Source organism: Nostocoides australiense Ben110, from assembly GCF_001050535.1.
Lineage (GTDB): Bacteria > Actinomycetota > Actinomycetes > Actinomycetales > Dermatophilaceae > Nostocoides_A > Nostocoides_A australiense.
This window is the reverse complement of sequence record NZ_HG764815.1, coordinates 893855-906006: the sequence shown is the minus strand read 5'-3', so window position 1 is coordinate 906006 and position 12152 is coordinate 893855. Positions and strand designations below refer to the sequence as shown.

12 protein-coding genes are annotated in these 12152 nt (G+C 69.1%); 6 read left to right on the top strand and 6 right to left on the bottom strand.

From position 1 onward, the window contains the following. The 3 genes from BN11_RS04305 to BN11_RS04295 all read left to right on the top strand — a co-directional run. On the top strand, positions 1-291 hold a 291-nt coding region (locus tag BN11_RS04305; protein ID WP_201329213.1), incomplete at its 5' end, for an acetyl-CoA carboxylase biotin carboxyl carrier protein subunit. Further along, positions 288-1409: a sodium ion-translocating decarboxylase subunit beta gene (locus BN11_RS04300; RefSeq protein WP_048694940.1), complete on the top strand. Its 1122-nt coding sequence runs from the start codon at positions 288-290 to the stop codon at positions 1407-1409. The genes BN11_RS04305 and BN11_RS04300, both read left to right, overlap by 4 nt. A gap of 226 nt (positions 1410-1635) precedes the next feature. Next, a complete protein-coding gene (locus tag BN11_RS04295; RefSeq protein WP_083433520.1) occupies positions 1636-2277 on the top strand; it encodes a DedA family protein in 642 nt (213 codons plus the stop codon). 129 nt (positions 2278-2406) lie between these two features. Here BN11_RS04295 and BN11_RS04290 read toward each other — a convergent pair whose 3' ends face one another. After that, on the bottom strand, positions 2407-4251 hold the full coding sequence (locus BN11_RS04290; protein WP_048694937.1) for an ABC transporter ATP-binding protein: 1845 nt from the start codon (positions 4249-4251) through the stop codon (positions 2407-2409). A gap of 101 nt (positions 4252-4352) precedes the next feature. On the opposite strand from BN11_RS04290, the gene BN11_RS04285 reads away from it, so the two are divergent. Further along, positions 4353-4775, top strand: coding sequence for a MarR family winged helix-turn-helix transcriptional regulator (locus tag BN11_RS04285; RefSeq protein WP_048700776.1), 423 nt, complete (start codon positions 4353-4355; stop codon positions 4773-4775). A gap of 4 nt (positions 4776-4779) precedes the next feature. Further along, complete coding sequence (locus BN11_RS04280) at positions 4780-5583, top strand: PIG-L deacetylase family protein (RefSeq protein ID WP_048694934.1); 804 nt, start codon at positions 4780-4782, stop codon at positions 5581-5583. Here BN11_RS04280 and BN11_RS04275 read toward each other — a convergent pair. From BN11_RS04275 to BN11_RS04255, 5 genes are all read right to left on the bottom strand, one after another. Further along, a complete protein-coding gene (locus BN11_RS04275; protein ID WP_048694931.1) occupies positions 5570-6217 on the bottom strand; it encodes a response regulator in 648 nt (215 codons plus the stop codon). The genes BN11_RS04280 and BN11_RS04275 overlap by 14 nt on opposite strands. After that, complete coding sequence (locus tag BN11_RS04270; RefSeq protein WP_048694929.1) at positions 6214-7488, bottom strand: sensor histidine kinase; 1275 nt, start codon at positions 7486-7488, stop codon at positions 6214-6216. Before BN11_RS04270 ends, BN11_RS04275 begins: the two co-directional genes overlap by 4 nt. A gap of 32 nt (positions 7489-7520) precedes the next feature. Continuing rightward, positions 7521-8318: an ABC transporter permease gene (locus tag BN11_RS04265; RefSeq protein ID WP_048694925.1), complete on the bottom strand. Its 798-nt coding sequence runs from the start codon at positions 8316-8318 to the stop codon at positions 7521-7523. Beyond that, a complete protein-coding gene (locus BN11_RS04260) occupies positions 8315-9184 on the bottom strand; it encodes an ABC transporter ATP-binding protein (protein WP_048694921.1) in 870 nt (289 codons plus the stop codon). Before BN11_RS04260 ends, BN11_RS04265 begins: the two co-directional genes overlap by 4 nt. A 98-nt stretch (positions 9185-9282) precedes the next feature. Next, on the bottom strand, positions 9283-10542 hold the full coding sequence (locus tag BN11_RS04255; protein ID WP_048694917.1) for a serine hydrolase domain-containing protein: 1260 nt from the start codon (positions 10540-10542) through the stop codon (positions 9283-9285). A gap of 108 nt (positions 10543-10650) precedes the next feature. On the opposite strand from BN11_RS04255, the gene BN11_RS04250 reads away from it, so the two are divergent. Next, on the top strand, positions 10651-11895 hold the full coding sequence (locus BN11_RS04250) for a C45 family autoproteolytic acyltransferase/hydolase (RefSeq protein ID WP_157043965.1): 1245 nt from the start codon (positions 10651-10653) through the stop codon (positions 11893-11895). Positions 11896-12152: the final 257 nt, after the last annotated feature.

Below are 12152 nucleotides of genomic sequence, written 5' to 3'. Positions count from 1 at the left end.
CGCCTGACGGGGGCGACCACACCGCATACCCCGCCCCCGTCGCGGGCCCCTCGCGCCGCGGCCGGCACCGACGCGACCACGCTGACCGCGCCCATGCCCGGCGTCATCCTCACCATCGTGGCACCCGTCGGAACCGTTGTCGCCCAGGGCGATCCGCTGCTCGTGCTCGAGGCGATGAAGATGAAGAACACGCTGCGCGCCGGCCGGGACGGGCGTGTCGCGGAGGTCGCGGTCGGGGTGGGTGACCAGGTGAAGTTCGGCGACGTGCTGGTGCGGGTCGAGGACGCATGAGTCCCGACACCCTCAACTCCATGCTCGCCGGGGTGCAGGCGGTCACGTGGCAGTCGCTCGTCATGCTCACCGTCGGGTGCCTCCTCATCGCGCTGGCCGTGGTCAAGGAGTACGAGCCGTTGCTGCTGCTGCCGATCGGCGCCGGCTGCATCCTGGCGAACCTGCCGCTCTCGCCGCTGGCCGACGAGGGCGGGATGCTGGACATCCTCTACAACATCGGCGTCGGCAACGAACTCTTCCCGCTGCTGATCTTCATCGGCATCGGCGCGATGACGGACTTCGGTCCGCTGCTGGAGAACCCCCGTATGGTGCTGCTCGGCGCCGCAGGCCAGCTCGGCATCTTCTTGACGCTGATCCTCGCTCTCGCACTGGGTTTCAGCCGGCCGGAAGCGGCGTCCATCGGAGTCATCGGCGCCATCGACGGGCCGACGTCGATCTATGTCAGCGGCATCCTGGCGCCGGACCTGCTCGGGCCGATCACCGTCGCGGCATACAGCTATATGTCGCTCGTGCGGATCATCATGCCGCCGATCATGCGCCTGCTCACCACGAAGCGAGAGCGCGCGATCCGGATGCCCTACTCCCAGCGCGTGATCAGCAAGCGCACCCGCGTGCTTTTCCCGGTCGTCGTGACGATCGTCGTCGGCATCCTCGTGCCGTTCGCCACGCCGCTCATCGGCATGCTCATGCTCGGCAACCTGTTGCGCGAGTCGGGAGTCGTCGAGCGGCTGACGCAGGCGGCCTCCAACGAGCTGGCGAACGTCGTCACCCTCTTCCTCGGTCTGGCCATCGGCTCGACGATGGTCGGGGAGGACTTCATCAAGGCCTCGACGCTGTTCATCCTCGGGCTCGGCCTGATCGCCTTCTGTCTCGACACCGCCGCCGGGGTGATGTTCGGCAAGCTGCTCAACCTGTTCAGCGGGGGCAAGTTCAACCCGCTGATCGGAGCGGCCGGCATCTCCGCCTTCCCGATGGCCGCCCGCGTGGTGCAGCAGGAGGCGCAGCGGGAGGACTACGACAACTTCCTCCTCATGCACGCCATGGGCGCCAACGCGGCAGGCCAGGTGGCCTCCGTGGTCGCCGGCGGCGTGCTGCTTGCCCTCATGGGCGCCGGCTGAACGGCCAACTGCGTCAGAACGCGCGAACTCCCGGAGAAGGCGCCAACTGCCGCGGATATATGTCCCGGAGTTCGCGCTGGAACAGGGGGTTGGTGTTATCCGAGGGGGTTGGGGTCAGTGGGCCGGCGACGGCGACTCGGCCGGTGATGCGACAGGTGATGCGACAGGCCGGGCAGGGGCGGCATACAGCTGCCTCACAGGGTTGGTCACCTACCCTTGACGCGTGATGATGCCCACCCTTGGCCCCGACTGGATGGACCCCGCCTGGCTGCTCGATCGATTCGGCAGCCAGTTCTTCTGGGTCAGCACGCTGATCGTGTTCGTCGAGTGCGGCCTGCTCTTCCCGATCCTGCCGGGCGACTCGCTGCTCTTCGCGGTGGGGCTGTTCATCGCCAATGGCGCGCTGAAGTTCAATATCGTCACCGCCTGCGTGATCCTGACGATCGCCGCGTTCGCCGGCAATGTCGTCGGCTACGAGATCGGCCGGGCGATCGGTCAGCCGCTGTATGAGCGCCAGGGGCGGTTCGTCAACAAGGCCAACTTCGACAAGACCCACGACTTCTTCGAGAAGTACGGCGCGAAGGCGCTGGTGCTCGGCCGCTTCGTCCCCATCGTGCGCACCTTCATCACCGTCGTCGCCGGCGTGGGCAAGATGGATCGTCGCCACTTCTTCGTATGGAGTGCGGTCGGCGCCGCCCTCTGGGCCACCGGCGTCACGCTGGCCGGCTACTGGCTCGGCCAGGCTTTCCCCGCGCTGCAGGACCACCTCGAGGCCGCGATCCTGCTGATCGTCGCCGTCTCGGTGATCCCGATGGTCCTCGAATACCTCAAACACCGCCGCGAAGCCAAAGCCGGCCTGAACGCCTGAGCCGCGGCCGCCACTGCACTTTTCCGCCCAGTGCCACTTTGTGTCGGTACGCATCGGAAATGTTGCGATGCGCACCGACACCTCTCCGCCCGGAGTTCGACGCTGCCGCGGGTTGTCGGTGAGCGCGCCTCAGGCGGCCCGGGCGTATGCCGGGTGCTCGCTCGCACGCAACAGGTCGGCATACCGCCCGCCGCGGGCGAGCAGCTGGTCGTGGGTGCCGATCTCGGCCACCCGACCATGGTGGAGCACCGCGATCTGGTCGGCGTCGCGGATCGTCGAGAGCCGGTGGGCGATGGTGATCGTCGTGCGTCCGGCGGCGAGCCGGTCCAGCGCGTCCTGCAGGGCGCGCTCGGTCTTGGTGTCCAGGGCCGAGGTCGCCTCGTCCAGCACCAGCACCTTGGGGTTGCGCAGGATGGTGCGAGCCACGGCCAGGCGCTGCTTCTCGCCACCGGAGAACCGGTGGCCGCGTGAGCCGACCATGGTGTCGAGGCCCTGCGGCAGGCCGGCGACCAGGTCCGCGACCTGGGCAGCGGCGAGCGCCTGCCATAGTTCGGCCTCTGCGGCGGCCGGCTTGGCGAGCAGCAGGTTCGCCCTGATCGTGTCGTGCACCAGGTAGGTCTCCTGGCTGACGACACCGACGATGGCCGCGAGGTCCTGCTCGCCCATCGTGCGCAGGTCGATCCCGTCAATCGTCACCGTGCCGGCGGAAGGATCCCGGAGCCGGGCCACCAGTGAGGCCAGGGTGGACTTGCCTGAGCCGGTGTCGCCGACGAGCGCGAGGCTGGAGCCGGCCGGCACCGACAGGGTGATCTCGTGGAGGACGGGCGTGCCACCGGCCTCGTAGGCGAAGCTCACGCCGTCGAGACGAACGTCCCCGCGCATGCGGTGGTGGTCGACCGCCACCGGGGCGATCGGAGCAGGGACGTCGGTGACCAGGTCGAGATAGCCGAAGATCCGGCTGAAGAGCGCCATCGAGCTGACCCACTGCACGCCCACGTTGAGCAGCCCCATGACCGGACGGAAGAGACCGGCCTGCAGGGCGGTGAAGGCGACCAGGGTGCCGATCGTCATACCGCCGCTCGTCGCCGGGAAGCCGGCGGCGAGGTAGAGCAGGGCGGGGATGATCGCGAAGATGATTGCCATCGTCGCCATCCGCCAGCGCCCGGCGAGCTGCGAGCGCAGCTCCAGGTCCACGAGTTCGGTGGACGTCGATGTGAAGCGCTCGGTGGCCTGCGCGCCGGCGCCGAGGGTCTTGGTCAGCAGGACGCCGGAGACCGACAGGCCCTCGTCGACCTGGACGTGCATGTCGGCCAGGCGGCGCTGCAGCTGCGCGGTGATCTCCTTGCGCAGCAAGGCGACTCGCCGGGTCAGCCAGATGGCTGGCGGCATGACGATCAGCGACAACAGTGAGAGCCGCCACGACAAGGCGGCCATCGCGATGGCCGTCCCGACCGCCGTGGTCAGGTTGGAGGCGATGGAGGTCGCCGTCGAGGTGACGACGGACTGCATACCGCCGATGTCCTGGATGATGCGCGACTGGACCTCGCCACCGCGGGTGCGGGTGAAGAAGCCGAGCGACTGCTTCTGCAGGTGCGCGAAGACGTCGGTGCGCAGGCGGTGCATGACCTCCTGTCCTACGCGCGTGGAGATCCATGTCTGCGCGACGCCGAGCAGCGCCGTCGTCACGGTGACGGCGAGCATGCCGCCGACGGCGAGCAGGAGGAGACGGACGTTCTGGTGCGGCAAGGCGTCGTCGATGACGGCCTTGACGAGGAAGGGCTGCGCTAAGGCGATGGCCGAGGAGGCGACGATGATCGCCACGACGATAGCGAGGGCGAGCCGGTGCGGCGCGAAGAGCGCCAGGATGCGTCGAGGGTCGACCGGGGAGAGCGCCAGTTGCGCTCGATCCGCCGGGTCGAGTTTCTGCGGGCCGCGGCCCCCGCCACGGCCACCAAGGTTGACGTCCTCGTTCAAGAGGCCCTCAATTCGGGGAGGTATGTCGTGAGGTTCCCTCACTAGTTGTAGAGGTTACCTCACTTTGTGGCTGCCACGCAAATCGCCGTATGCTGTTCGGTATGCCGGTCGCCGACGAACCCCTGGATGTGCTGCTGGGTCGCGCGCTCCGCCAGTTGCGCCACCAGTGGGGAGCGGGAGTCGGTGAGGTGGACCTCGCGCCGCACCAGGCCCGGGCCCTGCGGATCGTCCACGAGGACGGGCCGCTGCGCCTGTCCGAGCTGGCACGCCGGCTACGGATCGTGCCGCGTTCGGCCACCGAGGTCGCCGACGCGCTGCAGGAGCGCAGCCTGGTCCTGCGCTCCCCCGATCCGAGCGACCGGCGGGCCACCCTGCTGGAGATGACCGAACACGGACGCTCCGTCGCCACCGAGGTGGGGCGGATGCGGCGCGAGCAGGCGGAGGCCTTCTTCGGCAGGCTGAGCGCGAACGACCGGGCGAGTTTGCACCGCATACTGACCGAACTCCTCGACCAAGGAGAATAGGCGCGTGGCCACCATCGTCTTCTTCCATGCCCACCCCGACGACGAGGCATCGCAGACCTCCGGGTCTATGGCTCGCGCTGCGGCACAGGGCGATCGGGTCGTCGTGGTTTACGCGACCAATGGTGAGCACGGCGAGGTGCCGGACGATCTGCTGCCCGGCGAGACGCTCGTCGAACGCCGCCGCAAGGAGGCGACGAAGTCCGCCGCAGCTCTGGGCACAGCCCGCATCGAGTGGCTCGGCTACAGCGATTCCGGGATGACCGGGTGGGATCAGAACGCCCATGTCGGGGCCTTCCACAATGCGACGTTGACCGACGCCGGCATGCGGCTGGCACAGATCCTCGATCGCGAGGACGCGGACGTGATCGTCGGTTATGACTGGCACGGCGGCTACGGCCATCCGGATCACGTCAAGGTCCACCACGTCCTGCATGCAGCGGCCAAGCTCGCCGCGCGGCCGCCCCGCGTGCTCGAGTCGACGATGAATCGAGACGTGACGCGCCGGCTCTACCAGGAGGCGGTCGCCGCCGGGGCCACCGAAGAGCAGGCGTGGGACCCCGACCAGCCCATGGATGACGGAAACCCGTTCGGCAGCAACGAATACGAGATCACCTGGGCTGTCGACGTCCACAAGTTCCTGCCGCAGAAGCGGGCCGCCCTCGCCGCCCATGCCAGCCAGAAGACCGACATCGAGAGCCTGCTCTCGATGCCCGAGGAGGCGTTCACGGCGGCGTTCGGCACCGAGTACTACATCGAGCCGGCCCTCGGTCCGGGCATGCGCGACGGCTGGCCCTTCACTCGATCGTGAGCAGACCGCGCCGATAGGCCTCCGTCACGGCAGCCGTGCGATCGGCTACCTCGAGCTTCTGGAAGGCCCGGATCAGGTGCGTCTTGACGGTCGCCTCGCCGATGAAGAGGCGAGTCCCGATCTCGGCATTGCTCAGTCCTTCGGCGACCAGCCGCAGGACGTCGAGCTCGCGGGTGGTGAGATCCGCAGCTGCTGGCTTGCGCAGTCGCTCGGCCAGCCGGCCCGCGATGGCCGGCGCGAGCACCGTCTCGCCGCGCGCCGCTGACCGCACCGCTGCCGAAAGCACCTCTGGCGGAGCATCTTTGAGCAGATAGCCCCGCGCTCCTGCTTCAACCGCCCGCACGATGTCCGCATCGGTGTCATAGGTCGTCAGGATGAGGACCGGCGGCCCGTCGGGGAGGGCGGTGATCGCCGCGGCCGCTGCCGCGCCGTCCAGCACGGGCATCCGCAGGTCCATGAGCACCAGATCGGGATGATGTTCGGTGACGGCGACGATGGCCGCGGCGCCGTCGGCCGCCTGGCCGACCACCTCGAAGTCCGGCTCCTCCGACAGCAGCGCCACCAGGCCCGCCCGAACGACGGGATGGTCGTCGGCGACGACGAGCCGGATGCGCGTCACCGCAGGTGTCGTCATGACTCACTCCTCGACAAGGAAGGCGGCAGGCCGGTTCTCCCCAGATCGGGCTCGGCCGCAACGGGGTCCGGCTCAGCGGGAAGAGCAACGTCGATGGTTGTTCCGTGATCGGAGGCGCTGCGCACCTCGACCGTCCCACCGATCGCCTGCGCCCGGGACTGGATGCCGTCCAGACCGAAACCGCGCCTCGGGGTCGAGGTGTCGAAACCGCGGCCGTCATCGGTGACGATCAACCGGACGTCCTCCCCGTAAACCAGCTGCATGGTCACGTGCCGGGCCCCCGAGTGCCGGCGGGCATTGGTGATCGCCTCCTGGGCCGTGCGCAGCAGCACCACGTCCGTGGCGCCGCCGAGCGCGATGGGCATGCCACGGGTCTGCATCTCGACACGGAGTCCACTCTCGGCGCTGACTGTCGCGGCGAGCCGCTCCAGGGCCTCGGCCAGGGATCGCGACTGCAGGTGCCCCGGGGTGAGTTCAGCGACCATGAGCCGGGCCTCGTGCAGGTTGTCGCCGGCGGTCTGCTCGATGAGGTCCAGCCGCGCGAGCGCCGTCTCGACGTCCCCTCGCCCAAGGGCCGCCCGGGCGGCGCGGGTCAAGGTCAGCACACTGGTGAATCCCTGGGCCAGGGTGTCGTGGATCTCGCGCGACAGCCGCTCTCGCTCCTGAGCTACGCCGCTCTCGCGTTCTGCTGCAGCGAGTTTCGCCTGGGCGGCGCGGAGCTCGTCGATCGTCTTCGCACGGGCGGACGCCTCATTGGCCATGGTGGCGATGAAAAGCCCGAGTCCCAGTGACAGCACGAGCGACAGCGTCGTCGAGACGATGACACCGGCGGCGTCCCCCGAGCTACGGTCGGACTGCCACCACTGCACGACCCCGATCGCCAGCGTCACCAGGATGGTGACCGAGAAGGCGCGCCATCGCGAGAGCAGGGCCCACGTCTGGGGGAAGAGCGCGAAGAAGAGGATCCACGTCTCGGTGTTCGGGTTGAGCCATTGGACGGTGATGACCAGGCCCCACGCAATGAGCAGGTAGGCCGCACCCTGCCACTCGTTCTCGCGAGCCAGTCCGCGGGCACCGAGGGCGGCATACGCCACGCCCACGCCGACGATACAGGCCAGCTCGAGTCCTCGACCCCGCGGGCCGGAGTCGTACAAGAGGGTGACGATCACCGCGCCCAGCCACACGGCCGCAAAGACGAGATGCCAGAAGACCATCTGCCGTTGCCAGGTCGTCTCCAAGTCCTCGTGCGAGCTTCCCGCCTCAACGGTCATACCGTCACGCTCTCATGGCCGACCCTGCCGGCCTACGAATCGCGCGTCCAGCGGAAGGTGCGCAGGCACAGGACCAGCCCGGATACTGCCCATACCGCCAGCACCAGCAGGGTCCGGCCGACCTCCCAGGTGCCCGTCATCTCCTGGCCGGCCCAGCTCGCGGGATAGAAGACCGAGCGCATGCCCTGCGCGATCCACTTCAGTGGGAAGACGGCGGCGATCTGCTGCAGCCACGACGGCAAGGCGCCGAAGGTGAAGTAGACCCCCGAGATGAACTGCAGCACCAGCAGCGGCCCCACGACGACCGCCGTGACCGAGCGCGGGTTGGCCAGCGACGAATAGGCGACGCCGAGCGTCGTGCCGCCGACGACGCCCACCACGAAGAAGGCGGCGAAGTGCAGCCAGGCCGCCGGCTCCGTGGGCATCCGCACGTCGAAGACGAACCGCGCGACAACGAGGAGCAGGGCCAGCTGGGCCAGCGCGGTGATCAGGACCAGCCCGACCTTGCCGAGGAAATACGCGACAGGTGGTAGCGGAGTCCCGCGCAGTCGCTTGAGCGTGCCATCGTCGCGTTCGATCGCGACCGACATCGCGAGGGTCTGGAAGCTGGTGAGCAAGACGCCTGCGGCGATCATGCCGGGCAGGAAGACCCGCGCCGCGTTCATGCCCTGCGCCTTCTCGCCGGCGTCGATCTCGGAGCCGAAGACGACGCCGAAGATCGCCAGCATGATGACCGGGAAGAGGAACGAGAAGATGACCATATCCCGTTCTCGCGCATACATTTTCAACTCCAGGATCGTGCGATCCCAGGCGAGTCTCAACGTGTTCATGCCGCCACCTCATCGGCGTTGCCGACCGCGGACTGCGGGCCGATGAGCGCGAGATACGTCTCCTCGAGCGAGCGGCGGGACACCGTCAAGCCGGGGACCTCGCCGCCGAATCGGCTTGCCAGCCGGGCGATCTCGGCCGTCGGGCGGTCCGTATGCAGCGTGGCCCGGCGCCCACCCTCATCCCAGGCGAGCGTCGACGTCCGTCCCGACCCGCCGAGTTCGCTCGGAGTCCCGAGCGCCACCATGCGGCCGGCCGCGATGATGCCGACGCGGGACGCCAGCGCCTCGGCCTCGTCCAGATAGTGCGTCGTCAGCACGATGGTCGTACCGTCCTCGCCGAGGGCTCGGATGAGGGACCAGAAGTCGCGGCGCGCCTGCGGGTCGAATCCGGTGGTCGGTTCGTCGAGGAAGAGCAGTTCCGACCGGCCGACGATCCCCAGGGCGATGTCGACTCGTCGTCTCTGGCCGCCGCTGAGACCGCGGATCCGGGCGTTCGCCTTGGTCGCCAGGCCGGTCACCTCGATGACGTGATCGACGTCGAGCGGATTGCGGTATGCCAGTGCGGTGCTCGCGATGATCTCGCGTGGGGTGAGCAGGTCGAGTCCGGTGCAGCTCTGGGAGACGATGCCGATGCGGTCGCGCCATGCGCGATCCGCAGTGGCCGGGTCGACGCCGAGGACGCGGACCTCTCCGCTGTCGGCTCGTCGGAAGCCTTCGAGGATCTCGACGGTGGTGGTCTTGCCGGCGCCGTTCGGGCCGAGGATCGCGACGGTCTCCCCCTGCGCGACCTCGAACCCGAGCCCGTCGACGGCGGCCACCGTGCCATAGGACTTGTGCAGGTCGGTGACCTGGATCGGTGTCGTCATGTCTCAACGATGCGCCGCCGCGGCGTGGCACCACCACCGGCGACCGGTTGACCCACCGGTCCACCGGCCGGTGGACGCCGCTGCCGGGGTCCAGGTCCTCAGGCAGCGGGCGCGACGTGAACGAAGCGCCCGATGGCGCGGAAGGCCTCGATGGTCGCGATCAGCTTCTCGCTGTCCTGGGGCAGCGGCCAGCTCGAGAGCTTGACGCCGACCAGGCCGGTGGACCACTCGACGAAGACCATCTGTCCGTGAATGCCGAGGCAGAGCAGGATCGGGCCGTTGTCGCCGGGGACGAACCAGAACTGGTTGCGATACCAGCCACCCGGGAGATACGGCTCGTTGACCGAGCGAGCGAAGGCGTCACGCACGTCGGCCGGCGGCTCGGCGGCCGTGGTGATCCAGGAGGCCGGGATCACCTGCCTCCCGTCGACCGTGCCGTATTCGGCCAAGAGCTGGCCGAAACGCCCGAGGTCGCGCAAGGTCGCCGACAGACCCCCGTCGTGGATGGCGACCCCGAGCGGGTCGGCCGTGATCTCGGCATCGTGGAAGGCTCCCATGGGGCGCCAGACGTGCTCCCCGATGAGATCCGACATGCGTTCTCCCGCAGCCCGTTCCACGATCCAGCCCAGAACGTCGGTCTCGATGGACCGGTAATCGAAGACCCCGTCATGCGGGCGGTCCGACACCGTCGAGAGGATGTAGGGGTACATGCCCAGCGGGTCGCCATGGTTGCGCGGGGCCCACCCCATGGAACGCTCCATGACGCGGACCTCTGAGTCGGGGTCGAGGTAGCCCTCCCGGAAGGCGACACCCGATCGCATGTCGAGGACGGTGCGCACGCGCGCGCCGGCGTAGCCGCATGAAGCGAGTTCTGGCACATAGGTTTCCAGCGGAGCCTCGGGATCCAGCAAGCCCCGCGCCGTGATCGCTCCGGCCACGCAGGACACGACCGACTTCGTCACCGACATGACCAGGTGACGCCGGCGACGTGTCATGTCGCCGAAATACCTCTCGTCGATGATCCGCCCGCCATGCAGGACGAGAAAGGCGTCGGTATCCGTGCGCCCCAACAGTTCCGGCAGCGTGGGAGCCCACGGGGTACTCAAAGTGACGCCGTCCAGATCACGTTGCGCCTCGAGCAGCTCACGGGGCTCGTCGGTTCCCTCGATGACCTGGCTCGGCATCAGCTCCCGCATGTGTTGGAAGGACCACACATGATGCGGGACTTCCTGCCAATTCGCCAGCGTGACCAGCGGCGCGGACCCGACGACGAGGGATCCGGCCGCGTCCACACCCTCCCAGGCCGTGCCGGGCTGAGGGTGGTAGTAGGGGTGTTCGGTCGCCGTCGGCTCGCTCACTCTCCCATCGTAGGAACCCGGCATTGCGAGCCCGCGCCGGGCCCCCGAGACCGCGTCCCGTCAAAGCCACCTTGACACGACGCCTTTTGTCAAAGCAGACTTGACGTCATGGCAACCTTGACGACCATCCGTCCCCCCGCCGCCGACGCCGACTGGCAAGCCTGGATGGCCTACGGCCTGGCGCTCGCCGCGGCCTCGCCACACCACCACGCCGCCCGTCCCGCGCCCGCCTGGGCCCCGGCACGTGCCACGGCAGGCCGGACCGAACTGGCCCACACCCTGCACGCCTACCGCGAGGACCGGCCGGGTCCGCGCTGGCAACAACTGGCCCGGGCCACCTGGCCGGCATACCAGCGCTGGTTCCGCTCGGAAGGGACGGCCGCCCGCCCGTCATACGACGACTGCCGAACCGCACTCCGGCACCACCTGCCCGAACTGGTGCCCACGTGGGAACGGCTCACCCAACTCGCGATGGACGCGACGGGCGCCAGTCGCGACGAAGCCGGCCGGCTGCTCAGCCTCTGGTGCCCGACCCCCTTCGTCACGGGCTGTTCACAGGTGCTCGTGCCCGGCCCCGACCCGGCCCTGATCCGCAGCTACGACTACGACCCGGCCCTCTTCGAGGGGGTCATCGCCACGACCGACTACTCCGGCCGGCGCCGGGTGCTCGGCACCTCGGACTGCCTGTGGGGATTGCTCGACGGGATCAACGACGCCGGCCTGGCCGTGTCCTTGACCTACGGAGGCCGGCCGGGGCGCGGCACGGGCAGTGTCGGGCCCGGTTTCGGCATACCGCTCGTCATCCGCTACCTGCTCGAGACGTGCGCCGACGTCCCCGCTGCGGTCGCCGTGCTGCGCCGGGTCCCGGTCGCGCAGGCCTACAACATCGGCCTCGTCGACACGGCCGGACGGCACGCGACCGTCTTCGTCGCGCCGGGCGAGGACGCCGAGGTCAGCACGCAGCGGATCGCCTGCAACCACCGCCTGGACGTCGTCGAGCACCCGCACCTGGCGGCCCGGCTGCGCAGCCCGGAGCGACACGCCGAACTGACCCGGCTGCTGGCCCGCGGGACCGACGAGGCGGGGTTGAGCGACGCTTTCCTGCGGCCCCCGTTGCGCTCGCGAGAGTACGGTGCGGGCTTCGGGAGTCTGTATGCCGTGGCCCTGCGGCCGGGGGCGGGTACTGTCGAGTATCGCTGGCCGGGGCGCACGTGGACGCGCCGGTTCGACGATCCCGACGAGGTCATCACCGTGGAGGTGCCCCATGAGCCGACCGGCCCCGGATTCGGTGAGCGACACGCGTGCCGCGGCCGAGGCCGCCATCCGCGCCCTCGCCACGACGCCGACTCCTGAGGCGTTCGCCGCGCTGCTGGAGTTGAGTTCTCTCACCGGGGTCGCGCTGGGCGACAGCGCCCGCCTCCTTGCCGCGACATCCTCGTGGAGTACGGTGGGGGAGGCCTCCGGAACGACGAAGCAGGCGGCCTGGGCTCGCTGGCACGGGTGACCGCTAATACCCCGAACGATGCGTGAGTAGGGCCGGATTGTCCACACCACCTCGGCCCACGGGACGATCCGGCCCTCGCTCTGTTCGCTGAGCGCTGACAACCTCC

What these genes read in the sequence shown, in the direction of transcription:
- BN11_RS04275 (WP_048694931.1), bottom strand. Translation starts at nt 6,217, where the DNA reads ATGACGACACCTGCGGTGACGCGCATCCGGCTCGTCGTCGCCGACGAC.
- BN11_RS04260 (WP_048694921.1), bottom strand. Translation starts at nt 9,184, where the DNA reads ATGACGACACCGATCCAGGTCACCGACCTGCACAAGTCCTATGGCACG.
- BN11_RS04265 (WP_048694925.1), bottom strand. Translation starts at nt 8,318, where the DNA reads ATGAACACGTTGAGACTCGCCTGGGATCGCACGATCCTGGAGTTGAAA.
- BN11_RS04295 (WP_083433520.1), top strand. Translation starts at nt 1,636, where the DNA reads ATGATGCCCACCCTTGGCCCCGACTGGATGGACCCCGCCTGGCTGCTC.
- BN11_RS04300 (WP_048694940.1), top strand. Translation starts at nt 288, where the DNA reads ATGAGTCCCGACACCCTCAACTCCATGCTCGCCGGGGTGCAGGCGGTC.
- BN11_RS04270 (WP_048694929.1), bottom strand. Translation starts at nt 7,488, where the DNA reads ATGACCGTTGAGGCGGGAAGCTCGCACGAGGACTTGGAGACGACCTGG.
- BN11_RS04250 (WP_157043965.1), top strand. Translation starts at nt 10,651, where the DNA reads ATGGCAACCTTGACGACCATCCGTCCCCCCGCCGCCGACGCCGACTGG.
- BN11_RS04285 (WP_048700776.1), top strand. Translation starts at nt 4,353, where the DNA reads ATGCCGGTCGCCGACGAACCCCTGGATGTGCTGCTGGGTCGCGCGCTC.